We start from the raw sequence: 26302 nt of genomic DNA, 5'->3' as shown, positions 1-26302 counted from the left end.
TTTAATCTTGAGATGTTGTCGAAGGTTGAATGCGACCAAAGCCACAGACGTTCTCCCCAATTGCGTTCGACGTGGTTGGCCCTCGCTATGGAAGGTCGGTCGTGCCCATCAGGTGGCGATCGACTTCCCGAGCACATCCGCGGCCTTCATTGATGGCCCAGACGATCAGGCTTTGGCCACGACGACAGTCACCCGCCACGAAGACGTTGTCGACGTTGGTCGTGTACTTTTCGTGTTCTGCTTTGAACCACGACATACCGCCGTGCCCCGCGCGGACGTCCACACCCAGCTGTTCGGCCGGGCCGTTTTCCGGACCCAGAAAGCCGAGTGCCAGAAAGACCAGGTCGGCCGGATATTCTTTTTCTGTGCCTTGAATTGGTGTAAACGGTGGGCCACCTTCCGTGACCTGGCGCCAGTCAACTTGGCAGGCTTTCAGTGACTTGATGTTGCCGTTGCCATCGTCGATGAATTCGACAGTCGACACGCAGAACTCACGAGGGTCTTTGCCGAACTTCGCGGCTCCTTCTTCGTGCCCGTAGTCGACACGGAAAATTCGAGGCCACTGCGGCCACGGGTTGTTGGATGCTCGTTCGTGCGGCGGCTGTTCGACAATTTCGAAGTTCACCAGCGACTTGCAGCCGTGCCTCATCGACGTGCCCAAACAGTCGTTACCGGTGTCTCCCCCACCGATCACAATGACGTGCTTGTCTTTGGCGTTGATGAAGTTGCCATCCTTCAGACCGGAATCCAGCAGGCTTTTGGTGTTGGGCCGCAGGAAGTCCATCGCAAAGTGAATGCCGTTTAGATCTCGGCCCGGCAATGGCAGGTCGCGTGGTCGAGTTGACCCGGTTGCCAGCACGACGGCGTCGAAATCGGCCTTCAGCTTGTCGGCAGGAATGTCCTTGCCGATTTCTGTGTTGGTGACGAACGTGATGCCTTCTTCCTGCAGCAGTTTGATTCGCCGATCCACGACTTCCGTTTTCTGCAGCTTCATGTTGGGAATGCCGTACATCAGCAGTCCGCCGATGCGGTCGTCTCGTTCGTAAACGGTGACGAGGTGTCCCACTTTGTTTAGCTGAGCGGCAGCGGCCAGTCCGGCGGGCCCACTACCGACGACGGCAATTTTCTTGCCGGTGCGTTCTTCCGGTGGTTCCGGGACAATCCAGCAATGTTCGAAGCCGTGGTCAACGATCGCACATTCGATATTCTTGATCGTTACGGCCGGTTCGTTGACGGCAAGACAGCACGACCCTTCGCAGGGAGCCGGGCAGACGCGACCGGTGAATTCCGGAAAGTTGTTTGTCTTGTGCAGGCGATGCAGTGCGTCTTTCCAGCGGCCTCGATAAACCAGATCGTTCCATTCAGGAATCAGGTTGTTGATGGGGCAGCCAGCCGCCATGTTGGCCATCAGGTCACCGGTGTGACAAAACGGCACTCCGCAGTCCATGCATCGAGCCCCCTGCGATCGCAGTTCTTCTTCGGGCATGTGTTCGTGAAACTCGTTCCAGTCCAGAATGCGCAGAAGCGGATCACGATCCCGCGGTACCTGGCGAGCGATTTCTTTAAAGCCGGTGGGCTTTCCCATGTTTCAATTCTTTCCGATTCTCGTCTATCAAATGTTCCGCCACCAGGTTCACATCAGTGCGAAAAGGGCTTTGTAGCTGCCGACTTTTCAAAGTGTGTGAAGAAGGTGTTGGATCGCTTCAGGATCTCCATCCGGTGCTGCGAACACCGGATGGAAGAGTGCAGAAGCATGTAAAATACGGGGCCCCGATGGCGAACGTGTTATGTCGCGGCTGCTTCTGCCGCCATTTCCTGCAACGCCCGCTTGTAGTCCACGGGCATTACCTTAACGAACTGTTTCACGGCGGTATCCCACTCGCTCAGGATTTCGCGAGCCGTTTCGGAGCCCGTGTACTGCTGGTGGTTTTCGATAAGCTGGCGTAGTTCCGCGCTGTCTGCGGCGTCTTCCACCTTCTCCAGCGCCACCGTTTCCAGATTGCAATTGACCAGGAACTTGCCTTCCGGATCGAACACGTAAGCAACCCCGCCGGACATTCCCGCTGCAAAGTTGCGGCCGGTAACACCCAGAATCACAGCGCGGCCGCCGGTCATGTATTCGCAACCGTGGTCGCCCACGCCTTCAACCACGGCGGTTGCTCCACTGTTGCGGACGCAGAAGCGTTCTGCCGCGACGCCTCGGAAGTAGGCCTCACCGCTGGTCGCTCCGTACATCGCCACGTTCCCGATCAGGACGTTTTCGCGAGGAGAAAACGTGCTGCTTTTTGGTGGGTAGATGATCAAACGACCGCCGGACAAGCCCTTGCCTGCGAAGTCGTTGGCGTCGCCTTCGACTTCAATAGTGACACCGTGAACGCTCCACGCACCCACGCTTTGCCCGGCCGAACCATTCGCTTTAATGTGAATGGTGTCCTCCGGCAGCCCGCCCGGACCGTGCTTCTTGCTGACCTCATTGCTTAAGATTGTGCCGAACGCGCGGTCGATGTTTTCGATGTGCGTATCGACATGAATTTTCTGCTTGCTCTTGATGGCCGCTCGACACTTATGCAGCAATTCCATGTCACGAACTGTTTCCAGTCCGTGGTTCTGGTCGATTGTGCAGTAGGTCTGCACATTGGCATGAGGCTTCTTCGCCGGGGTAAGGATCGGCGTGAGGTCGATGTTCTTCGCCTTCCAGTGAGCGACGTCTTTGTCCAGTTCCAATACGTCGCACCGGCCAACCATTTCGTTGATCGTGCGGAAGCCAAGCTCCGCCATGATCTCACGCGTTTCTTCAGCCACCATGAACAGGTAGTTGACGACGTGTTCCGGCTTGCCGTTGAACTTCTTGCGTAGTTCCGGATCCTGAGTAGCGATACCAACCGGACACGTATTCAAGTGACACTTTCGCATCATGATGCAGCCCAGAGTGATCAGTGGTGCTGTCGCGAACCCGTATTCTTCTGCTCCCAGCATCGTGGCGATGACGACGTCGCGACCGGTCTTCAACTGGCCGTCCGTCTGCAGGCGAACTCGGCTACGCAGGTCGTTCATGACGAGCGTTTGGTGAGTTTCTGCAATTCCCAATTCCCACGGCAGACCAGCGTGTTTGATGCTGGTTAGCGGAGACGCACCTGTACCGCCTTCGCTGCCGGAAATCAGAATGTTATCGGCATGCCCCTTTGCAACACCGGTAGCCACTGTGCCGACACCGACTTCCGATACCAGTTTCACGCTGATGCGAGCGGTTCGGTTGGCGTTCTTGAGGTCATAGATCAGCTGCGCCAGGTCTTCGATCGAATAGATGTCGTGATGCGGCGGCGGACTGATCAAGCCAACTCCGCGCGTGGAGAGTCGTGTGCTGGCAATCACGTCGTCAACCTTGTGGCCAGGCAGTTCCCCACCTTCACCGGGTTTTGCTCCCTGCGAAATCTTGATTTGGATTTCGTCACTGTTTGTCAGGTACCACGACGTCACGCCGAAACGCCCGCTGGCAACCTGCTTGATGGCAGAACGTCGCAGATCGCCGTTTTCGTCGGCTTCGAAGCGTTCGTACTTCTCGCCGCCTTCACCTGTATTCGACTTGCCGCCCAGGCGGTTCATAGCAATGGCCAACGCTTCATGAGATTCAGCGCTGATCGATCCGAAGCTCATCGCACCCGTGCAGAATCGCTTGACGATTTCTTCCACCGGTTCGACTTCGCTGAGTGGAATCGAAGTTTGCGGCTTGAACTTCAGCAGGCCTCGCAAATGGCAGGCTCGCGTGGTTTCGCTGTTAACGAGGTTGCTGAAATCCTTGTACGCATTTTTGTCGCCCGAACGCGCCGCCTGTTGAATGCGGCCGATCGTGTGAGGATTCCACGCGTGCTTTTCTCCCGTGCGGCGCCAGTGGTAGAGGCCGGTGTTGGGGAGTTCGTGGCTGATGCTGTCCGGGTTTTCCGGGTAGCCAAGATGGTGCCGCATCAACGCTTCTTTGGCCAGCAGGTCGAAACCCACGCCCTTGATGCGGCTGGCGGTTCCAGCAAAACACAGGTCGACCACGTCGTCCGCCAGACCAACAGCTTCGAAAATCTGAGCTCCCTTGTAACTTTGCAGGGTGCTGATGCCCATCTTGGCCATCACCTTCAGCATGCCTTTGGCGACGCCCATTCGATACACCTGCACGATTTTCGTGTTGGTATATTCCTCAGAAATCTGGCCTTCTTCGCGAGCCTGTCGCAACGCATACATGGCGATGTACGGATTGACCGCGTCAGCTCCGTAACCGATCAACAGGCAGAAGTGATGCACTTCGCGCGCTTCGCCCGATTCGACCACGATGCCGATCTGAGTTCGTTCTTCGTGACGGACCAAGTGATGATGCACGGCTCCGGTGGCCAGCAGTGAGCTCACAGGAACTCGGTCCGGACCGACGTTGCGGTCGGACAGAATGACAAGGCTAAAGCCGTCTTTGATAGCTTTGCGAGCTTCTGCGCAGATGCGTTCCAGAGCAGGACGCAGACCGCCGACGCCTTCCGATTTCGGATAGGTGATGTCGATGACCTGTGACTTCCAGCCGCGATGATCCATCGACTTGATGTTGGTCATCTGCTGGTTGCTGAGAATCGGGTGTGGCACGGCCAGCCGATGACACTGCTTGTCGGTGGTCTCCAGCAGATTGCCTTCAGGGCCGATGTAGCATTCCAGCGACATGATGACTTCTTCCCGGATCGAATCGATCGCGGGGTTCGTCACCTGAGCGAACAGTTGTCGGAAGTAGTCGTACGGCATGCGAGCCTGGTCGGACAGGCACGCCAAAGCGGCGTCGTTGCCCATCGAGCCGATCGGATCTTTTTTCGCTTCCAGCAGCGGGATCAGCATGAACTGCATTGTTTCGGTGGTGTAACCGAACGCCTGCATGCGGTTCAGAAGCTCCTGCTCTTTCAGGTATTCGGGCTTGTCACCGTCGGGCAGTTCGGACAGCAGGATTCGCTGCTTGTCCAGCCATTCGCGATACGGTCGCCGCGATGCCACCATCGATTTTAGTTCGGCATCGGGGATGATGCGGCCCGCTTCGAAGTCGACCAAAAACATGTGGCCTGGCTGCAGTCGCCCTTTGTACGCGACGTTTTCCGGATCAACGTCCAGCACGCCCACTTCGCTGGCCATGACAACTCGGTCGTCCTTCGTCACGTAGTAGCGCGAAGGTCTCAGACCGTTCCGGTCCAAAGTGGCTCCGATGTAGTGGCCGTCTGTAAACGATACCGACGCCGGACCGTCCCATGGTTCCTGCAGAGCGCTGTAGTACTCGTAGAAGGCTCGCTTATCTTCGGGCATCGTGGAATGATTTTGCCATGCTTCGGGAATCATCATCATGACGACTTCCTGCAACGTTCGGCCGCTGTGGTAGAGCATTTCCAACGCGTTGTCGAAGCGGCCGGAATCCGACGTGTGAGGTTCCACGATGGGGAACAGCTTCTGCAGGTCGTCGCCCCACATTTCGCTGTCCATCACTCCCTGCCGAGCGAACATCCAGTTGCTGTTGCCCTTTACAGTATTGATTTCGCCATTGTGCGACATGAAGCGCAATGGTTGAGCTCGGTCCCAGCTTGGAAACGTGTTTGTGGCGAAGCGGCTATGCACCATCGCGAGATGGCTGGTGTAGTCTTCGGCCTGCAGGTCAAGAAAGAACGGCAGCACCTGAAATGACGTCAGCATGCCTTTGTAGATGATCAGTTTGGTCGACAAACTGCACACGTAGAATGACAGCGCCTGCGACATGTCGCTGTTGCGCAGCTTGTGGCTGGCCAGCTTGCGAATGACGAACAGCTGTCGTTCGAGCTGTTCCTGATCCAGCCCGTCGGCGGCACTGACAAACAGCATTTCGAAGTGCGGCGCGAATTCGCGAGCCGTGACGCCGATGTCCGCTCCATCGAAATCGACAGGCAGTTCACGCCAGCCGAGGAGTGTCTGGCCCTGCTGGGCGATCAGTTCTTCAACGGTCTTCTTGCAGGTTGCTCGTTGCTGTTCATCCTGCGGCAAAAACACAACTCCGGCCCCGTACTTGCCGTCTTCAGGCAGGTCGACGCCGATGTCTTCTTTGGCAACTCGCTTGAGGAACTCGGTTGGCAGAGCGGTCAACATTCCGGCTCCGTCGCCCGTGTTTTCTTCGCAGCCGCAACCACCACGGTGGTCCATGTGTTTCAGAATGCGTTCTGCGTCGACCAGGATCGAGTGTGAGCGTTCACCTTTGATGTGAGCGACAAAGCCGACGCCGCAGTTTTCCGTTTCGTTGGCCGGGTCGTACAGCCCGTGAGCTTCCGGAGCTCCGTAGGACGGACGCATGGCCAGAGGATACTGGTTGCCTCGAATGTCTTCCATAATTCGCTTTTCTGATACGTTGACAGGTGTTCTTGCCACATTGTGGAACCGGCAGCGGGAGCGCGACGACTGCTGAGTCGGGAGAAAGCCCGAAGTCGTATGCCACTCTTGCGTTGCCAGAAACGAAGGTGGCGTTAGATGGCTTCGTGTTTCGACGCCGGTTTGGAGTCGTTTTTGAAGCGAGTTGAGACAGGTATCGAACCACGATCACACGCAACCAACGCCGCCGCCGTTCGGCGGCTTGGCGGTGCAGCATTAGACGAGACAGGAGTGTGATCTTTGGGGTTCATTCTTACTTCCGACGGGCCACGCCAATTCCGCAGCCGATACGACACGTTTTTCAGCGACATCCTGTGGAAATGACGGGTTCGACTGCCACGGAAAAATGTCGAGGTGCCACATTTTCTCATGGATCGTCGTGAATGACAAGCGTTCTCACCCAAGAAACGGCAGACGAGACTGTGGGTGGCGTGAATCGCGCAGGTCTGGCTATTCAGTCGGTAATCCGGCGTTTAGTGGGGCGAGGTCGTCTGGGACGAAAAAACCGTCTTTGCGGATGAGTTCCCCGTCAAAGTGGATTTCTCCACCGCCGTAGTCAGCACGCTGGATCAGTACCAGGTCCCAATGCACTTTGCTGCGGTTGCTATTGTCGGCCTCGTCGTAGGCGTTGCCCGGCGTGAAGTGGAACGAACCGCCAATCTTCTCGTCGAACAGCGTATCCAGCATCGGGTGCAGAATGCGGTTGTTGGTGCCGAACGACCATTCGCCGATGTACCGAGCTCCTTCATCCGTGTCGAGGACTCGATTCAGCCGATCCGGTTCGTTGGCGCAGGTTGCTTTTTCAATACGACCGTCCTTCAATTCGAATTCGATGCCATCGAAGACGACTCCCTGGTACCGCGATTTCGTATTGAACTTAATCGTTCCGTTCACACTTTCACGGACCGGAGCCGTAAAGCATTCGCCGTCCGGAATGTTGCATTCCCCGGCACACGGAATCACGGGAATGTCTTTGATGGAAAATCTCAGATCCGTACCCGGGGCGGTAATGTGCACCTGATCGGCCGCTTCCATCCGCGCAACCAGTGGCTTCAGGTCTTCGGCCATTTTTGCGTAGTCGGCCGTGCAGACGTCGAAGTAGAAGTCTTCGAATTGTGGCGTGCTTTTGCCAGCCGCCTGAGCCATCGACGGCGTGGGATAGCGCAGGACGACCCAGCGAGTCTGTTTGACTCGGCGTTCGGAATGAACGGGACTCCACCAATGCTGAGTGTACAGCTCCATTTTCTCGGCGGGCACGTCTGCGAATTCGTCTGAGTTCGCGGATCCTCGAATCCCGATGTACGCATCGGCGGCCTGCATCGCATTAGCTTCGACTTCGCCCGCCCACTGCATGCTCGTTTCGCTGGCACCGCGATAAAGGCTGCGAAGGATTTGATTATCCTTCCAGATCACCAGAGGCGTGGCATTTTTGGCGTACACGGCATCGACAAGGTCGCAGACCAGCGCCGGGTCGGGCAGGTCGAAGGCTTCGATGATCACTTTCTCGCCCGCTTTGACTTTGCAACTGTGGTCAATCAGCGTTTCGGCAAGGCGACTGATGCGAGGATCTTTCATGGTTTGGCTTTCTGTGTCGTTAGTGGATATTCGATTTCAGTGACGGTACCGGTGCGAGCGGATTGGTCCAGGGCATCGCACACGTGTTGTGTGTTTCGCGACAGCGTCAGCCACGGATGTTCGACGGCGTTCGTGCGGACTAGCTCGCAGAACGCTTCGATCATGCACTCTTCCTGAGGCTTGTGATGGATTACATGTTCGGTCGATTTGCCGTCGCTGTCGTGAGTCCAGAAGCGTGGCTTTTCCGGCTTCCACGGACGCGTGAAGTCGTCGCAGACCAACGCTCCCGTCGCACCGGCGATTTCGAACCAGCGGCGGCGAACGGTGTCGAAGCCGCATTCGATGGTCGCCACTTTATCGTCGGCGAACCACAGAAAAGCGTTCATCCGTGTGTCGACATCGTTGCACCAATTGGCCTTCGCGAACACCTTTTGCGGCAGTTCGTCAAACAGTAGCAGAGTCACTCCGACACAGTACCAGCCGAGATCCAGCAACGCGCCGCCGCCCATGTCGCGGTGCAGTCGCAGGTTGTCCATGGGCATCGTGTCCCAGCGAAACGTGAACACCGACGTCAATTGACGCAGCTCACCAAACTGCCCGCTGGCAACGACCTCTCGCACCGCGGTGGCTCGCGGAGTGTGGTACCACATCACGCCATCCAGTAGCACGACGTTGTGCCGCCGGCACGCTGCGATCATCTGATCCACTTCGGCCACGTTACGGGCCAGCGGCTTTTCGCACAGCACATGCTTGCCAGCGGCCGCCGCTTTTTCGGTCCATTCCAGGTGCAGGGATGGAGGCAGGGGGATATAGACCGCGTCAACATCGGGATCGTCAAGAGCTGCCTGGTAGCTGTCGAAGACTTTGGGAATTTGGAATTCATCCGCGAACGCGGCCGCTTTCTCAGCACTGCGGCTGGCGACGCCGACCAGACTTGCACCATCCGCCGACTGAATCTTCGGCGCAACGGTGCGAGCGATTTTGGCAGTGCCCAAAATGGCAAATCGAAGGTCGGGCATGTGAGTGAGGTGTTTCTTGAATACGTCAGAGGCCAGGTGCGCGCCCTGGCCCCCGCAGCTCTCGGAGTCAGACTATTGTGGCCCGACTCTCCGAGTCGGACTGAACCCAGTCCCAAACGAGGAGTGCCAGACTGTGCTGTGCTGTGTCGTGTCGTGTCGTGCTGTGTTGTGTTGTGTTGTGTCGTGTTGTGTCGTGTTGTGTCGTGTTGTGCCAGACTGTGTTGTGTTGTGCTCGACTCAGAAAGCCGGGCCACTATGTGTTTTCTGGTGGTTGCCACGCACCGATTTCCGGATGGCCGTCCGCTTCGAAACAGACGGCTCGATGAGACACCAGGCGGCAATCGTGGCAGCGAAAGTGAAATTTGTGAAACGGGATATTCGACGGCATCGGGCTGTCCGGCTGCAGCCACGTCTTTCCGCAGCCAGGACAAAGTCTGTTGTTTTCGACCGCCAGATCGCCCCAATGGCGGATCAGATAATAGAACGTCGGTTTGCCGGTTGCTACTTCCAGCTGCCGACACAGGTCACGGCCATGCGTCGACAGTTCACTGTTCAGGTCGGCCAGTTGCTGATACGTGGGCAATTCCAAAGCGGCCGTACGAAACCAGACACGATCCAGATCGGAATACGTTTCCGCCCAGCCAAACAGTTCAGATCGCAGTTGATCGTCGATCGGCAACAGATGCAGTGGAATTCCGGAACCACGATCGCCGTGGTTGACGGGGCTGTCGGCGTCCAGGCCATGAGTAAAAAGGTACAACGACGACGCAGACTTCAGTGTGGGAACGCGAACCGACTTGTTGTCGTCCAGAATTTCCCAAACCGGATCGCAGCCGAATTGATGTTGCACCATCGTCAGGCAGGATCGGCCATCTTCTGACAGATATCGTTCTTCGATTGCGGTGCGATGAGACAGCCGGACGTAGGCCTGAAAAATCCCTTCCGACCAACCGGTGACGTATTCGCCGCAGATCTGCCCGTTGCGTAGCAGAGCCCCCAAATAACGAACGGCGGCGTCGGCGAGTTCGAATTCTTCGTGTTCGAATTGATGAATAAAACTGACTCGTGCGAGCAACATCCGTGTGACCGTAGCGGTGCGTAGTGGCAATCCGAACCTATCCGAAAACCCGGGGCGACCACGTTGTGACGCCAGTGGTCGAGATACAAGGAAGAATGACGAGTCGACGACATTTGTCGCCTCATCCTCACTGCCTGCCTGAGGCGAAACCACAAACGTCGTGGCTCTCCCAGGTTTTCGGATGGGTTCTTAAAGCGACGGACTCTATCATGCTGCAGCGGTTGAGGAAAATCAGCCGCCATCACAATTTGTAGGCAACCAGAGACACCCCACTACGATGGCATCATTCTTCGAAACGACACGGCGCGTTGAATTCTGCGAAACCGACATGGCCGGAATCGTCCACTTTTCCAACTTTTATAAGTGGATGGAGCAGGCAGAGCACGAATTCTTCCGATCTCTGGGCCTGACGATCGTCAACCCGCAAGAGGGCGGGGCCACTATTGGCTGGCCGCGAGTTTCTGCCGGCTGCCGCTTCGAATCGCCAGCCAGATACGGGGACGTGCTCACAGTGAAGCTCATGCTGCAGCGGATCGGCGTTAAGTCCCTGACCTACGACGTCCACTTCTCAATCGACGGCCGCCCCGTGGCAAAAGGCACCATGAAGACCGTCTCCTGCACGGTCACCGAACAAGGCCTGACGTCGATCCCGATTCCGGATGAATACCTTAACCAGTTAAGCGAGTACACAGGCGATTGAAGCCGCCGCACCTACTTTTCAGGCGTCAACTTCAAACGACTTAGCACGGGCACCGTCTTGTCGGCGGCGGGTTTCCAGTCTTCTGTGAATGTGACCACTTGAAAGCCGGTCGTTTCCGAATCGTCTGTCTTCGAATCCGCAACAACCACCAAAACGCGGGGCAGCGAATCGGGCTGAGGCACGGTGGCCAGGCCCGGGATCTCCACCGAATCCGCATCGGCTGTGAACGAGAATGCGAGCACAACTTCATAGGACTTTCCGTCCTTAGCCGCGGTCAGCAATCCGCATTTGTGTTCGGGAAGGTCGTCCGTGATTTTGATGTCTGAGTAACCTTGTTCCGCCAGATGCTGCAACACGAAGTTGACGCAGCCGTCCCAGCGGTCTGACATCGCTTCAGGCGACAGCAACGGCTTAGCGACCACGACTTCAGCCGCCGCTGGAGCAGTCTGCACCCAGTTAATGCCCGGAATCACGATGTTTTCATCCAATTCGCGGGCGTGCAGAAGGTCTTCCATCGCGACTTCCATGTGGCCCAGCTGATAACGCGTGACGCCGCGATTCATCCACGCCTTGGAATGTTCGGGGTGCAGTTCGATGGCTTTGGTAAAGTCCGCTTCCGCTTCCGCCAGCTTTAATTGTTCCAGCAGAACGTTGCCGCGTTGGAACCAGGTTTCGGCGTCGTCAGGAGCGATCTCAATGCCGCGGTCGTAGTCTGCCAGCGCTTTGTCGAACTTCTTCAAGTCGTGATAGCAAAGGCCGCGGTTACGCAAAGCCAGCACGTTGTCCGGCATTTGTTCGATCAGAATCGTAAACTGCTCGGCCGCTTCTGTGTAACGGTCCATATTCGCCAACACGACGCCGCTGTTATTGCGAGCATCAATGTGCTGAGGATCAATCTCAAGGCACCTGGCATAGTCCTCAAACGCCTTCTGATCAAGCTGCAGACGTTCGTAGCACAGGCCGCGGCTGAAATACAGTTCCGGCCGGTCCGGCAGCTTTTCGGCCGCCTTGGTGTAGATGGGAATCGCGTCGTCGTAGTTGCCGCGAGTGAACTGAATGTTGGCTTTCTCAAGCGTGACTTCCGGATTGTCTTTGCCGGAAGAACAGCCCACAAACAGAACAGCAACGACTGGCAACAGTCGCATCGCAACAAGGTTAGAGCGAAACACTGTGAAATTCCTTGAACGGTCCTAGAAGGAAGCATCTTGCAGCGAGACAGAATTTTCGTCGTCCGCGGAAACGGAAAAGTCGAAGTCCCCGATGGGTTCTTCAAAGTACATTTCGGGGTCAGACAAGAGTCCGCCCGCCTGGATGCGAGCAATCGATGACGGCGCGTGATTCACGAATGACAGCGAAATTTGCGACGCATCGTGCTGCTGAGCAAAGTGCTGAGCGTAGCTACGAAAGACCTCAGCCTGAGTTTCCGGTGGGAACGCTCGGATATTTTCTGCCAGCATGAAGTAGCGATGGTACAGCAACCTTGGGAAGATCGTCGGTTCGGGAAAACGCCCTTTGATCGGCACATCTCCCGCTTGCGGGATCTGGTACGACACCAGCGTGCTGGATCCCGGATCCGGCGCGAAATAGTGGTACCCGTGGTTCAGAAACAACGCCTGGTTGTACGGCAAAGCAATCCGCGACGCATTCACCAATAACGGCGAGGCGGGCGGCATCCCGGCGGGCGCGATGAACACCGCGAACACGTGGAAGACCAGCCAAAGATTGAGGGCGACGAACCCCGCCTTTTTCAAACCTGCAATCATAGCCGACATTCTTCATCGCTTAATCGCCGAACGCAACCAGGAATCGCTGTTGGTTCAATTTCCGTGGCAGCAGCTGGCTATTCCTCATGAAATTCGGCACGACGGTGGCAAATCGGGCGGTCTGGTCTAAAGAACCCCTAGCAAAACCTGTGTGAGCCGCGACGTTTGTGGCTTCGTTTCAGGCAAGAAGTGAGGAGGAGGCGACAAATGTCGTCGACGACGAACGACGCCGCCTGAGGCGGAACCACAAACGGCCCGGAGGGTTGCCACGACAGCAGCCGATCTGCGGCGTCAGCGCTCCTCGACGACATTTGTCGCCTCGTCACTTTTCCTTGCATCTCGACCACTGTCGTCACAACGCGGCCACACAGGCTTTGTTAGAGGTTCTAAGGAGAGCCCCAAAAAAAAAAACCTTCCCGAAAATGAAATTTCAGGAAGGCTCGTTGGGCTGCGTTTAAGCTGTGAACTGCTGGCTAAATCGCCCGTTCAAAGCTGAAACCGATCAAATTAACGAGTTGCGACAGAGACATCCGCTGCGGCGACGTCGTTGACCTTCACGCTGACAGTCTTGCCAGCCACCAGCTGTTCTGTGCTTTTTGCGACATAGACCTGACCGTTGCGAGTCAATTCTGCACGAACGGTGTACGCAACGCTCTGACCGGCGTGTGTCACGGGAATTTTGAACTTTCGAACTCCGCCAGTGACGTTTGTTCGGTTACCGCCGAGATACAAAGTTGCATCTTCAGGCAGCTGCACAACAACATAAGCGAACTGCTGAACCGGTCGTGCTGCTGTCACGGCAACGCGTGGCTGCTGAGCCGCGGCCACTCGGTAAGGAACCTGAGGCGTCGTGGCTGCCTGGAAGTGTCCGCCATAGCTGCCAGACACGCCATATGAACCGGCTCCATAGGAACCGCCGCCGTATGATCCACCACCGTAAGAGCTGCTGCCGCCAGATGATCCGCTACCATAGCTGCTGCTGCCGCCGTACGAAGATGATCCGTAAGACCCGGAAGACGCTCCGCCACTGGAACCGTGTGACGACGAAGGTCGACGAACTTTCACTCGCTTAACGCGAACCTTCTTGACTCGTGAACCTGTGGATCCGGCTGAGCCTGTTGAACCATAGGACGCTGAACCAGCAGAACCGTACGATCCAGAGCCAGCAGAACCATAAGATCCCGATCCGTAAGAAGCTCCCGTTGAACCGTATGAAGCTCCGGTAGAACCGTAAGATCCACCATCAGAACCGTGCGATGCCGCTTGTTTGGCTGCACGACGGGCTTCTCGACGTGAAACGCCGGAAGAACCATGCGAACCGTGTGAATCGCCTGTGCTGCCGTAAGAACCACCAACACTGCCGTACGATCCGCCGCCGTAGGAACCCAGTGATCCTCCAGCTGAACCGTATGAGCCGCCACCGAATAAACCGCCTGCTTCTACGTTTGAGCTCATGCCCATCAACGCGATCGCAGTCATTGCCACAGACAACTTAAGCCGTGTCATTTCAATTCCCCCTTCGTCTTCCAAAACGCGGACTACTTATTACCTGGCCTGTGTACAGTCGAGGCCCCGATTTCATATCCTGCCTAGCTTAACGACGATACGGGAATGTGCAAATTGAACACAATGAGCAAAATGGATGTTCTGTGTACTTTTTAACGATTCCCATCCGGCCGCAATTTTCATGATGCGCAGCGGTCGCTGAATGTTCGAATTACTGCGAGGCCGCGCGAACCGTGCCAATTCTGCGGACCTTGGGAACGTTGGCCATCGCTGGTGGAGTCGGACTGGAATCGCGGCTATGTTGCACGCGCGTTCGGCGACTCACGAAGCCAGCTTTTCGCAATGGCACTCATCTTTAAACACACTTCGAACCTGCATGATTGAATCACGACTTATTACGCCGACGAACGGTCCCGTGTCCGGGACGATCCGGCCGCCAGGCTCAAAAAGCATCACCAATCGCGCGTTGATTATCGCGGCAATGGCGAACGGAACGTCATCATTGACTGGTGTTTTGTTCAGCAAAGATACGGAAGTCATGCTGGAAAGTCTCCATCGCCTCGGCATCGCTGTACAGCACGATTCCGCGGCCGGCACGTGCAGGGTTGAAGGCTGTGGCGGAACGATTCCCGCCGAAAAGGCTGAGTTGTGGTTGGAAAACAGCGGCACCAGCATTCGGTTTCTCACGTCGCTGTGCGCGTTGGGACGCGGTCCGTACGAATTGGACGGCGTCGAACGCATGCGCGAACGGCCGATCGGTGACTTGGTTTCAGCGCTAAACGCTTTGGGAGCAAACGTACAGTGCCGCGACCAATCGACTCAATGCCCGCCGGTGATTGTCGATTCCGCATCTGACAACCGACTTGGCGGCGCCGTCGACATCGCAGGAAATCTGTCCAGCCAGTTCCTTAGCAGTTTGCTGATGATGGCACCGGCCGCCGACGCCCCCGTCACGCTGAACGTGGAAGGCGAATTGGTTTCTAAACCTTACGTCACCATGACCATTCAAATGATGAAGGCGTTCGGAGTCACCGTCTCGCATCCGGATGACCTCTCGTCGTTTCAAATACCGCCGCAGAAATATGTGGCTCAACAGTACGACATCGAACCTGATGCTTCGGCCGCGAGCTATTTTCTGGGAGCTGCAGCCGTTACTGGTGGACGCGTCACGGTTGACGGGCTTTCGAAAAACGCGTTACAGGGCGACGTGGAATTTGCCACCGCTTTAGAACGCATGGGCTGCGAAGTGACATGGAATGCCAGCAGCGTCACGGTCACCGGCAAACCGCTATGCGGCGTCGACATCGACATGAATGCCATCAGCGATACGGCTCAAACACTGGCCACGGTGGCGTGCTTCGCAGATTCGCCAACAACGATTCGCAACGTTGGACACATGCGACACAAAGAAACGGATCGCATCGCAGCGGTCGTGACCGAACTGCGGCGAGCCGGAATTCAGGCGGAAGAATTTGACGATGGCTTGAAGATCTTCCCCGGTGTTCCGCAGCCTGCCGAAATTCATACTTACGATGATCACCGCATGGCAATGAGTTTTTCGTTGCTCGGATTAAGAGCGAAAGGTATTTGCATTCTCGACCCCGGCTGCACCAGCAAAACGTATCCAAACTATTTCGACGACCTTCAACAGTTGTGCGATGGAACTCTGTCCGGCGATAGCTCAGACCAGGCGGCTGCCAGCCAGCGGAGTGTCTCATGAACAACGCATGGAAAAAACGACGGCAACCGCGGCGGCCTTCAAAACCGGCAGACACATCGGAAACGCTGCCGCTGGAAGACCACCTTCACAGCGGACGAATGCTGGCCTGGTTCGCACTGCAGCGGTACGACGATACTGGTCGTTTTTTGTCTGAAATCCTGACGGACTCAGATTCGTTGCACGCACTTTCCGGGCAGGACCGAGGTCTCGCTGTGGACGTGGCATCCGGAGTCGTCCGCCGTCGTCGCACGATCGACACGTTGCTGGAATCACAGATTTCACGCCCGCGTTCCAACGTCGAACCGGACCTGTGGCGGCTGCTGCAGCTTGGCGTGTTTCAGGTCGTGTTCTCGCGAACCCCGGAACATGCGGCCGTCGATACCACAGTCGAACTGGCCAAGCAGATCGGCTGCAGCCGCTGGTGCGGATTTGCCAACGGAGTGCTTCGCAACGTGGCTCGACTTGTTGGCGAAGCCACAACTGATGAACCCGCGTCAAACACGTTGCCGACTAGCGGCGGCACATATCGTCGACTCGAACAGGCCATCTTTCCCGACCCTGCCGTCGACCTTCCGGAATATGTTGGTCGAGTGTTCTCGTTGCCACGTTCTTTAGCGCGGCGGTGGAGTGGGCGGTTGTCACGGTCTGATTTGCTGACGACGTGTTTCGCCAGTCTGCAGATTCCCGAAACGTGTTTGCGAATCAATCGAGTGGCGGCGACTGTCAATCATGTGCAGACTGCATTGACGGAACACGGCGTTGAAGTGTTGCCCGGCCACAATCCGTGGTCGCTTCGTTTGCCCCATGCCGCTCGCATTACCGAACTGCCCGGCTACGCGGAAGGTTGGTGGTCTGTGCAGGATGAATCCGCCATGCTGGCTGCAGAACTATTGGCTCCTCAACCTGGTGAAAAAATTCTGGACCTGTGCGCAGCTCCGGGAGGCAAGTCGACTCATCTGGCGGAACTCAGCCGCGACACGGCCGAAATCACCGCGTGCGATGTATCAGAACACCGGTTGCGACGGGTTCAGGAAAGCGTGAACCGCCTGCAGTTTGGCAGCATCGAAACGGTTCTCATCAGCCGCGACGGGGAAGACATTCCCAGCGGCCCGTACGACGCAGTGCTGGTAGACGTGCCGTGTTCCAACACGGGCGTGTTGTCGCGTCGACCGGAAGCGCGGTGGCGATTCCGAGAAGACGAACTGGCGGAACTGGTGCAGCTTCAAACCAGGTTGCTGCTGACGGCGATGGACCACGTGCGCCCCGGTGGTCGAATTGTCTATTCCACGTGCAGCATCGAACCGGAAGAAACGACGGAGTTGGTCGCGAACGTCGCCAGTCTTGTCCCGGAACTGACCGTCCAAAGCCAGCAGCTGCAGCTACCCGGTCAACCGGCTGACGGAGCCTTCCAGGCGGTGCTCCAGCGCGCCTGAGTTGTTTAATTGTAGACGCGGGCGTTTTCCTTGTCGCAACGCGTTTTCCGGCCACATGATTGCGCGCCGCGCGATTGCAGGCGAGATGTCGAGCTGACCTCGCCGATTGCAGTGAAGCGCTCCGCAATGCGGCTGGCAACCCAGCGTTCCGCCGCATGTCGTCATGTCTATTTGATTTTTGCCACACCCAAATTGGTCGAGCCGGGTGCGGGCACCCCCATGGCTTCGAAAGTGGCCGCTGATCCTGTAGATCATTCTAAAACGTTTCCTCATAACGTTTTGCGCGACTTCGCCGTCGAGCGTATGCGCCGATATCGAGCGAGCATTCTTCCTTTTCGGTTGGTGTCACGGCTGCGAGCCTCACCGGCTCGGTCCTCCGATTCCCGCGCATTTCCTACACCCGTTTGTGGCGGTTATTTAAAAAGTAATATTAAGAAAATGTAAGATTAAGCATGTCTAAGGGGTTACGCATCTCAAATTGGCCGCTTACGATCTGACCCGACGTTTGTTTTTTTATTCGCGTCTGAGTTTTTCAGAAGGAGAAATGGTTGATGTACAGATCGAGACTGCAGAGCGGTCGTTCCGCTCCTGCCCCACGTGGCGGGTTCACCCTAATCGAGCTTTTGGTTGTGATTGCGATTATTGCGATCCTCATTTCGCTGTTGTTGCCTGCCGTGCAACAGGCTCGCGAAGCGGCCCGCCGGACGCAGTGTAAGAACAATTTGAAGCAGCTTGCGTTGGCAGCTCACAACTTTCATGACGTGTACAACCGCTTCCCGGCTGGCGGTATCGCGCCACCAATCGACGTGGCATTCGGCGGTTCCGGTCCCAAGAATCTGACCTTCTACGATCACCAGTTTTACGGAACTTTGCCTCAGTTGCTGCCGCAGATTGAACAAGCCAACCTGTACAACGAAATGGAAGTGTGGAAAGGCGTCGACTTCCGCCCCGACACGTCCACGACCGCCGATGACTATATCGTGGAAGGTTCGTTCTTCGGAGACGGTCCAACATGGGCGGCTGCTCAGGCGAAGATTCCAGCCTTCAGTTGTCCTTCTGATGCAGGAGGCCGAAGTTCTCGGACGTTGGCCGCCGTCCACTACTGGCAAACTGCTAGTGGCGGTTCGATTACTTATTCCTACTGGAGCACAGACTACGGATTGGGCAAGACCAACTACACCGGAGTGGCCGGTCACTTTGGGCCTATTACACAGCATGCGAGCTGGGCTCGGCTGAAGGGCGTTTTCGGCCAGCGTACGAAGTACAAATTCCGTGACATCACCGACGGCACCAGCAACACGCTTCTGTTTGGTGAATTGACGGGTGACGAAACACCGCCGATTGGAACTGACACTGCCGGAACAGATGTCGACTTCCACTGGATCAACGCGCCAGCCATGGTGACGGCGTGGGGCCTGAAAAAGGTTGGCAACCCGTGGCAGTTTAACAGCTACCACACAGGAACCGTGCAGTTTGCGATGGGCGATGGTGCAGTCAGAAATATTTCGACTAACATTGACGGTACGACATACAGGAACCTGGCTGCGATGGGGGATGGCGAGGTCATCGGCGAATACTAATTTCCCCTTTGTATCTGCATTCCTGCTTCTCTTTCGAAAGGTCACTGGTGTGAAATTACTGTTGATGAGTCTCATGGTGGTGGGTTGCCTCGGGTGCGGCGGGGCGGGCGAAGTGGAACGCCCTGAAAATCCTTCACCACTTCCCGACCGTAGCGCGCTGTCCACTGCAGACGAAGGTGGTGGCGAACAGTCAGGGACTCTGACTGTGGAATGACCGCAAGGCCGACCAGAATTCGAAGTGAAGACCTCCCTGATGTTTTTGGGGAGGTCTTTTTTTGCCGCCGCGCATCTTGCCTGGTCGCCGGAAACATTTTTGATCTGTGACTCACGTGTCGAAATTGCGACCTCTGGAGGATTCTGTCAATCCGATTACGCCGCTCCGCCGTCAGCAAACGGTCGTCCCGGGGAACAGGTGGTGCGGCGACAGCGAAAAGCTATTTGTGTGCCAGCATCGTTCAGTTGATGACGACGTGTTGCCCTTCGGCTTGCTGCAGCTCACGGTTTGTGCGACCGCCGAAAACCACCGGCAACATTGCTGTCGCTGAAGGAGCGGATTCTTCTCCGTATTCCCGCGGCTTAAGCGTCGGAACGCTGCTATTCGCAGATTGTGGAAGGGCGGACGGGCATCGAATCCGCGACGCAATTTGTTGCACGCACTTGCAAAACTTCGCACAATGTCAACGGTCCGTTCGCCAAGGGGGATTAGCCCATTCGATGTGAAGGGCAAATGCGTAAGCTGCGTGACAGGTCTCCCAATCACTTTCGAGTTGAGACTGTGTCAACCGGCAGGTGGCATCTACAGACTGGGGAATCTGCGAATGAGTCACACCGTCATCCAATGTCCCGGCTGTCTTGCGAAACTGCGAATCCGCAGCAACACTCGTAAGCCGTCAATCGCCTGTCCTCGCTGCGACGAGCAAATCAGCCTCGCCGAGTCACTGCCGTCCACTTCTGACCGCTCGGCCCGGCCGACGCAAACTCGCCCCGCGCAGCCACGGCGCACTCAGAAACCACCACCACCGGCGCCGCGCACGAAGCCAGCTCGCGCGACGAGGCCAATCGACGACCACGAACTGGTGGACGAGTATATCGACGAAGATGTCGTGCGAGCGAAAAAGGAAAGCTTTATTGTTTTAGGGGCGATCGGCGCGGCGATTGTGACTGCACTCATCGCCTTCCCAAGTGCGATCTTCTATCTGTTAAAGGACGACGCCCCAGCGAAACCCGCTGTCGCTCAAACCGAACCTGCTGCTCAGCCAGCCGCCAACGCTTCGACGACTTCTCAGACGGCGCCACCACCAGCGGCACCACCAGCGGCACCACCGGCCACGCCGCCTGCTGTGAATAACGTGGCTGAAAATGCAGCGCCTGACACAGAACGCGGGAACGCCGTGACGCCTGAGGATACTGTTCCGCGTCCTCAGGCACCGACTGTCGTTGCACAGGATGTACCTGCACCGCCGAAGAACGACGCCGTGCCCGCGCCAGCAGCCGTCGCGCCTGCTGATCGGCTTTCTTATCGTTGGGCTTCCGGTCAGGAACATGTTTATCAACTGACGATTGCGGCTGATCACGGCGGCACAAAACAAAACATCAGTGGCACGTGCACGTACAAGGTCGTGTCGGACGGGAAGGAACACACAGACGAACAGGAAGCCAGTGGCAGCGGCTTTGTTGTGGCGGCCAACGGAATCATCGCCACGTGTGCTCATGTGGTGAATGGTGCGAAGCGAATCGAAGTCACACTGGGCGAACAGAAATACTCCGCCAAAGTGCTGGTCGAAAACCGTAAGCTGGATCTGGCACTGATCCAGATCGAAGCCGGCGGACTACCGGTTTCGACATTCGCGGATTCGGACAAAGTGCAACTGGCGGAAACCGTACGAGCGTTCGGGTTTCCTATGTCGGACGTGCTGGGCACCGGCATTAAAGTGGCCACAGGAGCGGTCGCGGGGATCGTGATGCATCCGAAGCACGGCAAAAATATTCAAACTGATGCTCCGATTAATCCCGGCAATAGTGGCGGTCCGATCGTCAATGATTCCGGTCAGGTGATTGGCGTTGCCAGCAGTAAAATTGCCAGTAGTGCTGCCAGTTCGGTCGGCTTCGCTGTGCCGGTCAACGAACTTTCTAACCTGATGCAGCAGAACGGGTTCACGCCTCCGCCCGTCGCGCCGCCAGCCAGGCTGGAAGGCCCGGTTCTGGCCAGAAAAGTCACACCGACGGTCGCGTTCATCAAGGTGTGGGGCAACAGCGGTGGAACGGTTTACGACATTGATTACACGGCGACGTTTACCGAATCGCAATCCTTCGATCCACGCCGAATGCGGTTTGGCGGCTTTCCGATGATGCCGTCATCCAACCATGATCGAGGTCGTATGAAGGTCAATGCCAGCGGCGAAGTTGTCGAATTCAACGGCGACGGCAGCCTGCCATTCGTACTCGGCCCAATCGGTCAGTTCTTCATTGAGCCGCTCGACCCGGACGGCGACAAGTCGTGGGCCAGTGAAATTATCACGTCTGTACGGATCGTTAAGCGGCAGGCGAATGACCCGATCAGTCGCATGCGTTCGCGAATACCCTTCGGCGGTCGGCGCGGCGGTTTCAATCCGTTTGGCAACGAGCCCCAGGAAGAAACCATCAAGGTGATCCCTGCCACGGAAAAAACGGCGTGGAAACGCGGCGCGGAGTTGAACGATCGAGTCTCCATTCACAAGGATTACGAATTCCTCACGACAAAGGATCCCAATCGACCGTACCTGACGGTCCGTGGATCAGGCGAGGTTGTCTTCGACACAAAACTCGGAGTTCCCGCCAGCCTGGACTACAAGGCGACGATTATTCAGAACGATGATGACGGCACCACAGACAAACTGCCGATCACTGTCAGCTACCACCTGCGAGATCCCGCCGACATTAAACGCGAACGCGAAGCTGCGTTGGCGAAAGCGGAAGCTCAGAAAAAGCAGCGGGCCGAAGAGGCAGCGGTTCCGAATCCGGAATTGATCGATCAGATTCTGGCCGACGTCCGCAGCGCCAAAGGGGGCCTGGGAGCCAAGTCGCATCTGGCTCGCCTGGGCAGGATCGCCATCGTGCCAGACAAACGCGATGAAGTTTTAAACGTTGTTGAGAATCATCGACTCAACAGCAGCGACTTCGTCAAAGCAGCGGCTGCGGAGGCACTATGTCACTGGGCGGATGACGGCGCCATCGATGACTTCTGGGCCGTTGTCAACAACGACAATCACCTGTTCGATGCCGCTCGCAAAACAGCCATCTCGCGGTTGATCGCACTGGATGCCGAGGGCCTTTACCCGAAACTGATCGCACACATGAACAACATTCGGCTGCGTCGGGACATCAAGCAGAAGTTGATCGAAGCAGGTGAGCCCGCCGAAGAGCCGATCCTGGACGCGTTCGATTCGATTAGCGACGGCTTCGCCAAACGCGAATTGTTGGGTGTGCTGCAGAAGATCGGCACGGCCAAATGCGTTCCACTGCTGGAGAAAGTGGCGACCGGCAAAGACTTCTCGGTCAGGCACAATGCTCAGAAAGCATTGGACGCGGTTCGGTCGCGGTTGTAGGCGGCGGGCGGCAACCTCGGGCTTTCGCCCGAGGCTTTATGCTGCCACTGCGTCGGCTATTCGCCGACGGAAATCACAGACTGCTTAGTGACCAGCTGCGATCGCCGTGATGCCTTCAAGGAATCCCTGCAACTGTCGGCTGCGAACCGGATGCTGCAGCTTGCGAACAGCCTTGGCTTCGATCTGGCGAACTCGTTCTCGGGTCACCTTGAAGATGCGGCCGACTTCTTCCAGCGTGTACGTGTAACCATCGCCCAGGCCGTAACGCAGTTTGATGATCTCACGTTCGCGGTAAGTCAGCGTCTTCAGTACCGAATCGATCTTGTCCTTCAGCATTTCAGAAGCGGCATTGCTGACCGGACTGTCGTTGCTTTTATCTTCGACGAATTCGCCGAAGCTGTTGTCTTCGCCTTCGCCAAGTGGCTTGTCCAGGCTGATCGGCTGGCGGCTGATTCGCATCACGCGACGAGCTTCTTCGATTGGCACGTCGGCGACTTCTGCCATCTCATCGACGGACGGTTCGCGGCCCATTTCCTGTAGCAGGTCACGAGCGGCGGCTCGCAGCTTGGACATCGTTTCGATCATGTGCACAGGAATACGAATCGTGCGAGCCTGGTCGGCGATGGCTCGCGTGATCGCCTGGCGAATCCACCACGTGGCGTAGGTTGAAAACTTATACCCGCGACGGTATTCGTACTTGTCGACCGCTCGCATCAGCCCCGTGTTACCTTCCTGAATCAGGTCCAGGAATGTCAGGCCACGGTTGCGATACTTTTTCGCGATCGACACAACCAGTCGTAGGTTGCCGCCGGAAAGGTCTCGCATCGCCTGTTCGTATTCTTCGTACCGTAACGCCAGAGCCTCCATTTTGGCCGCCAGTGAATTCGGCGTTTCCATCGTGAGGTCGATCAGGTCGTGCAGTTCTTTTTGCATGCACTTGCGTTCGTCTTCCGCCGACGACAGATCTTTCAGATTGTTGATCTGATCCTGCAGGTCGAGCATGCGAGCAGAAATCTGTTCCAGCCGCTTCATGCACGGTTGCAGACGCTGAGTTCGCAGGCTCATTTCTTCAAGAAGCGTGACACTGCGGCGACGCCGTTCGTCGATGCGTGCGCGGATTTCCATGCCCTTCTTCGTGTCCAGGCCCAGTGACCGAGCCATGGCGAAGTCGGTCAGGTCACGTTCGCGGATGGAAGCCACGGTGACCAGATTGTGCGGCATGCGGCCGATGATCTGTTCTTTTTCGAGGCTCTCCGTCATCGATACTTTGATCGTGCGGTCGAAGGGCAGTTCGCTGCGATGGACCTGCGACAGCACCTCAAAGGCATGATTCATCGAAAAGTCGCAGTTCAGCAGTGCTCGACGAAAACGCCGGCGAGTCACTTCAATCTGCTTGGCCAGAAAGATTTCTTCTTCGCGAGTCAGCAGTGGAATTTCGCCCATCTGCGTGAGGTACATGCGAATCGGATCTTCTGTGCCGCGAGTTGGTTCTTCTTCGAGACGGATTTCCGGACGGCGACGCTTTTTGTCGGCCGGATTTTCGTCTTCGTAGACAATCGGGTCGGTGCGCAGATCCAGGTTCAGGTCTTCCAAAACCATAATCAGATGATCCAGCTTGCGCGGATCTTCGGCTTCATTCGGCAGGTAATCGTGTACCTGAGAGAAGTACAGGTATCCCTGCTTCATACCGAGTGAAACGAGTTGCGAGAGTGTTTCGTCCAAACGATGCATGATCGTAAGCTCCTGAGGCGATTATTTCAGCCGGGGCGGATTGTCGCCCATTTGGCCTTTTCGAAAACTAAAGATACGCCGGAGTGCATCCACTGTGTCGCTGTTGAGTTCGCTCGATGACGCGGGCGCCTGAGCCATTTGCTGTTTCGACAACATGTTCTGGATTTTATCACGCCGAGAAAGCAACGGGGCAAGGACCCGCTGCAGATGTGCCGGAACTACGGCTCCGTCACTCTCCTGATGATCAAGTGGCTGCTCGTTCATCAGGTTTGAGATTCCTTTCTCGCTCGCCGAATCAAGCAGGGCGTTCATCAGATTCAGGATGGCTGAATCGGAATCGGCTGCTGCCATGACACTTTGAGGATCGGGAAGGATTCCTTCTTCCGCGATAAGATCGAAACACAGTTCCAACAGTCGTCGAAGCTGATCGTTATGAAAATCACCCGGGCCGATCTGATGCCGAATGTAGTCCGTGTATTTGGGGGATGTCAGAATAATTTCCAGCAATTCTCGTTCTGCGAGGTCGCCGCTTTTCATCCGTATTGTGATGACGGGCTCCGTCCTAACCGGTTCTTCCTGCCTCACAACGTTTCGTGATACTTTTTTTCCCCGAACCTCCTGAAGTTCTCGCCGCAGAGTTAATTCGTCAATCTGAACTCGCTGACTGACGTGTCGAATCACCAGGTCTTCTCGAATGCCGCCAGCCAGCCCGGGAGCTGCCGCCAGAAAGTCGAGCATCTCATTTAACACCTGTTGCTGACCACTGACTGAGCCGATGTCGTGTCGACCGGTCAACGTTTGCAACTTGTATTCCCATGCCTCCGGGGCACCGTCGATCAGTGCCTGAAATTCCTCTGTCCCGTGTTTATCCAAATAGTCCGCCGGGTCCTGTCCGTCGCTGAGTGTCAAGACCCGAAGGTCCAGATCCTGAGCCAGAAACCGTTCGATACTGCGTTCTGCCGCCGCGATACCTGCGTTGTCTCCGTCGTAAACCAAAACAACTCGGCAATCGAAACGTTTCAAAAATTTGACATGATCTTCTGTGAGTGCGGTTCCCAAGGTGGCAACCGCGTTGGTGACGCCCGCCTGATGACAGGCGATGCAGTCCATATATCCTTCAACAATTACGGCCGCCTTGTCTGTACGAATTTTTTCCCGAGCCTGATCGAATGCGTAAAGAGTGCGACGCTTCAGAAAAATACTACTCTCCGGACTATTCCAATACTTCGCCGGGCTTTCGATGTTGCCACCCGGCAACACTCGTCCTCCAAACGCAACCGGCCGACCTCTTTCGTCAATTATTGGAAACACGATGCGACCGACAAGGTTGTCGTAAAAACCTCGCCCGTTGTCGCGTTCTCCGGCCAGTCCGACACTCACCAGTTGCTTTTCCGAATACCGTCCTTTCGCCTTGTCCAGTAGCCAGCTCCAATCCTCTGGATGGAAGCCCAATCGAAATTTTCGAATCGTATCCTGACTTAAGTTCCGTCCTTTGAAGTATGTGCGAGCTAACTCGCCGGCTGATCCGGAATGCAGAGCCTGCTGCATCAGGTTGATGGCCCATTCGACGATTTCGTATTGAGTAACCTTGCCCTCTTTGGGGGCTGCCGAAAACTGAGTTCCTTTATTCTTCGGAACCTCAATGTTGGCTCGTTCTGCCAGAAGCTCCAAAGCTTCCGGAAAGGTCACCATCTGTATTTCCTGCACCCACGTAAAACAGTCGCCTCCTTTGTCGCAAACCCAGCAGCGATAAGACTGCCGATCGGGATACACATTAAACGATGGGTTTTTGTCGTCGTGGAACGGGCACAGCCCTTTGAAGTCGCGGCCGTTCGGGATCAGGTTGACAGTTTCTGAGACCAGGTCCGCAATATTTGTGGCCGCACGAACCTGTTCTTTGAAGTCGTCCCCAAATCCAACGGACACAAGTTACTCCGGTGGCGTAATGCCAATTCCGTTAACGTATTGATGATTGTGGAACACACGCTGTCCCACGGTTTGACTTGCCACGCAATCTGTTTCGACGTTCGTTCGATTCAACATCTGGCGAATGGCGTCCGTCATGCGGCCGCTAAGATTCGCAATCAATTCGATGCTGCCCGCATCGTGCAGACTAGTTTCGGGTGACTATCCCCGGCCACCCAGCGTGAGATTGTTTGAGGCTGCGATGATCGCTGAGGCACTTCGTTGCCTTTTCGTACCGTCATTCACAAT

The 26302-nt window shown here is 56.3% G+C and carries 16 protein-coding genes; 6 read left to right on the top strand and 10 right to left on the bottom strand.

The window, feature by feature from the left end; translation table 11 throughout:
- Positions 1-85: 85 nt before the first annotated feature.
- From Fuma_RS11940 to Fuma_RS11910, 5 genes are all read right to left on the bottom strand, one after another.
- Entirely contained in the window at positions 86-1585 is a 1500-nt protein-coding gene (locus tag Fuma_RS11940; RefSeq protein WP_077024343.1) for a glutamate synthase subunit beta, read from the bottom strand.
- A gap of 200 nt (positions 1586-1785) precedes the next feature.
- Positions 1786-6360, bottom strand: a complete 4575-nt coding sequence (gene gltB / locus Fuma_RS11935) for a glutamate synthase large subunit (protein WP_083731982.1) — start codon at positions 6358-6360, stop codon at positions 1786-1788.
- Between the two features lie 489 nt (positions 6361-6849).
- On the bottom strand, positions 6850-7974 hold the full coding sequence (locus Fuma_RS11925) for an aminopeptidase (protein ID WP_077024341.1): 1125 nt from the start codon (positions 7972-7974) through the stop codon (positions 6850-6852).
- Positions 7971-8993, bottom strand: a complete 1023-nt coding sequence (locus tag Fuma_RS11920; protein ID WP_077024340.1) for a Gfo/Idh/MocA family protein — start codon at positions 8991-8993, stop codon at positions 7971-7973. The genes Fuma_RS11925 and Fuma_RS11920 overlap by 4 nt, the downstream gene beginning before the upstream one ends.
- Positions 8994-9246: 253 nt before the next feature.
- Positions 9247-10071: a Zn-ribbon-containing protein gene (locus Fuma_RS11910; protein WP_077024339.1), complete on the bottom strand. Its 825-nt coding sequence runs from the start codon at positions 10069-10071 to the stop codon at positions 9247-9249.
- A 277-nt stretch (positions 10072-10348) separates the two neighbouring features.
- Between Fuma_RS11910 and Fuma_RS11905 the strand changes: the two genes are divergently transcribed.
- On the top strand, positions 10349-10771 hold the full coding sequence (locus Fuma_RS11905) for an acyl-CoA thioesterase (protein WP_077024338.1): 423 nt from the start codon (positions 10349-10351) through the stop codon (positions 10769-10771).
- A gap of 11 nt (positions 10772-10782) precedes the next feature.
- On the opposite strand, the gene Fuma_RS11900 is transcribed toward Fuma_RS11905, so the two are convergent.
- From Fuma_RS11900 to Fuma_RS11885, 3 genes are all read right to left on the bottom strand, one after another.
- Positions 10783-11940, bottom strand: coding sequence for a tetratricopeptide repeat protein (locus tag Fuma_RS11900; protein ID WP_145944125.1), 1158 nt, complete (start codon positions 11938-11940; stop codon positions 10783-10785).
- Positions 11941-11961: 21 nt separating this feature from the next.
- The gene (locus Fuma_RS11895) at positions 11962-12543 is read right to left on the bottom strand and encodes a hypothetical protein (protein WP_145944124.1); all 582 of its coding nucleotides are present in this window, start codon (positions 12541-12543) and stop codon (positions 11962-11964) included.
- A gap of 498 nt (positions 12544-13041) precedes the next feature.
- Positions 13042-14040 carry a TIGR03000 domain-containing protein gene (locus Fuma_RS11885; RefSeq protein ID WP_077024334.1) on the bottom strand — a complete coding sequence of 333 codons (999 nt, stop codon included), beginning with the start codon at positions 14038-14040 and terminating at the stop codon, positions 13042-13044.
- A 376-nt stretch (positions 14041-14416) separates the two neighbouring features.
- On the opposite strand from Fuma_RS11885, the gene aroA reads away from it, so the two are divergent.
- The 5 genes from aroA to Fuma_RS11860 all read left to right on the top strand — a co-directional run bounded on the left by aroA (position 14417) and on the right by Fuma_RS11860 (position 22357).
- Complete coding sequence (aroA, locus tag Fuma_RS11880) at positions 14417-15760, top strand: 3-phosphoshikimate 1-carboxyvinyltransferase (RefSeq protein WP_077028255.1); 1344 nt, start codon at positions 14417-14419, stop codon at positions 15758-15760.
- Positions 15757-17193 carry a transcription antitermination factor NusB gene (locus Fuma_RS11875; RefSeq protein ID WP_077024333.1) on the top strand — a complete coding sequence of 479 codons (1437 nt, stop codon included), beginning with the start codon at positions 15757-15759 and terminating at the stop codon, positions 17191-17193. Before aroA ends, Fuma_RS11875 begins: the two co-directional genes overlap by 4 nt.
- Before the next feature lie 551 nt (positions 17194-17744).
- Positions 17745-18773, top strand: a complete 1029-nt coding sequence (locus Fuma_RS11870; protein WP_077024332.1) for a DUF1559 domain-containing protein — start codon at positions 17745-17747, stop codon at positions 18771-18773.
- 49 nt (positions 18774-18822) lie between these two features.
- On the top strand, positions 18823-18987 hold the full coding sequence (locus tag Fuma_RS35250; RefSeq protein ID WP_158520951.1) for a hypothetical protein: 165 nt from the start codon (positions 18823-18825) through the stop codon (positions 18985-18987).
- Positions 18988-19591: 604 nt separating this feature from the next.
- Positions 19592-22357, top strand: coding sequence for a trypsin-like peptidase domain-containing protein (locus Fuma_RS11860; protein ID WP_077024330.1), 2766 nt, complete (start codon positions 19592-19594; stop codon positions 22355-22357).
- 84 nt (positions 22358-22441) lie between these two features.
- On the opposite strand, the gene rpoD is transcribed toward Fuma_RS11860, so the two are convergent.
- Positions 22442-24088: an RNA polymerase sigma factor RpoD gene (rpoD, locus tag Fuma_RS36565; protein ID WP_077024329.1), complete on the bottom strand. Its 1647-nt coding sequence runs from the start codon at positions 24086-24088 to the stop codon at positions 22442-22444.
- A 21-nt stretch (positions 24089-24109) separates the two neighbouring features.
- The gene (gene dnaG, locus Fuma_RS11850) at positions 24110-26014 is read right to left on the bottom strand and encodes a DNA primase (RefSeq protein ID WP_077024328.1); all 1905 of its coding nucleotides are present in this window, start codon (positions 26012-26014) and stop codon (positions 24110-24112) included.
- Positions 26015-26302 lie beyond the last annotated feature (288 nt).

It is taken from the genome of Fuerstiella marisgermanici, assembly GCF_001983935.1.
GTDB lineage: Bacteria > Planctomycetota > Planctomycetia > Planctomycetales > Planctomycetaceae > Fuerstiella > Fuerstiella marisgermanici.
The sequence above is the reverse complement of the archived record's forward strand: the minus strand, read 5'-3'. Positions and strand labels throughout refer to the sequence as shown.

Excerpts from the sequence above, each read along its gene's own strand:
- Fuma_RS11910 (WP_077024339.1), bottom strand. The coding sequence starts at position 10,071 with ATGTTGCTCGCACGAGTCAGTTTTATTCATCAATTCGAACACGAAGAA.
- Fuma_RS11905 (WP_077024338.1), top strand. The coding sequence starts at position 10,349 with ATGGCATCATTCTTCGAAACGACACGGCGCGTTGAATTCTGCGAAACC.
- Fuma_RS11895 (WP_145944124.1), bottom strand. The coding sequence starts at position 12,543 with ATGTCGGCTATGATTGCAGGTTTGAAAAAGGCGGGGTTCGTCGCCCTC.
- Fuma_RS11875 (WP_077024333.1), top strand. The coding sequence starts at position 15,757 with ATGAACAACGCATGGAAAAAACGACGGCAACCGCGGCGGCCTTCAAAA.
- Fuma_RS11860 (WP_077024330.1), top strand. The coding sequence starts at position 19,592 with ATGAGTCACACCGTCATCCAATGTCCCGGCTGTCTTGCGAAACTGCGA.
- Fuma_RS11920 (WP_077024340.1), bottom strand. The coding sequence starts at position 8,993 with ATGCCCGACCTTCGATTTGCCATTTTGGGCACTGCCAAAATCGCTCGC.
- Fuma_RS11870 (WP_077024332.1), top strand. The coding sequence starts at position 17,745 with ATGTACAGATCGAGACTGCAGAGCGGTCGTTCCGCTCCTGCCCCACGT.
- gltB (WP_083731982.1), bottom strand. The coding sequence starts at position 6,360 with ATGGAAGACATTCGAGGCAACCAGTATCCTCTGGCCATGCGTCCGTCC.
- Fuma_RS11940 (WP_077024343.1), bottom strand. The coding sequence starts at position 1,585 with ATGGGAAAGCCCACCGGCTTTAAAGAAATCGCTCGCCAGGTACCGCGG.
- aroA (WP_077028255.1), top strand. The coding sequence starts at position 14,417 with ATGATTGAATCACGACTTATTACGCCGACGAACGGTCCCGTGTCCGGG.
- Fuma_RS11925 (WP_077024341.1), bottom strand. The coding sequence starts at position 7,974 with ATGAAAGATCCTCGCATCAGTCGCCTTGCCGAAACGCTGATTGACCAC.
- rpoD (WP_077024329.1), bottom strand. The coding sequence starts at position 24,088 with ATGCATCGTTTGGACGAAACACTCTCGCAACTCGTTTCACTCGGTATG.
- Fuma_RS11885 (WP_077024334.1), bottom strand. The coding sequence starts at position 14,040 with ATGACACGGCTTAAGTTGTCTGTGGCAATGACTGCGATCGCGTTGATG.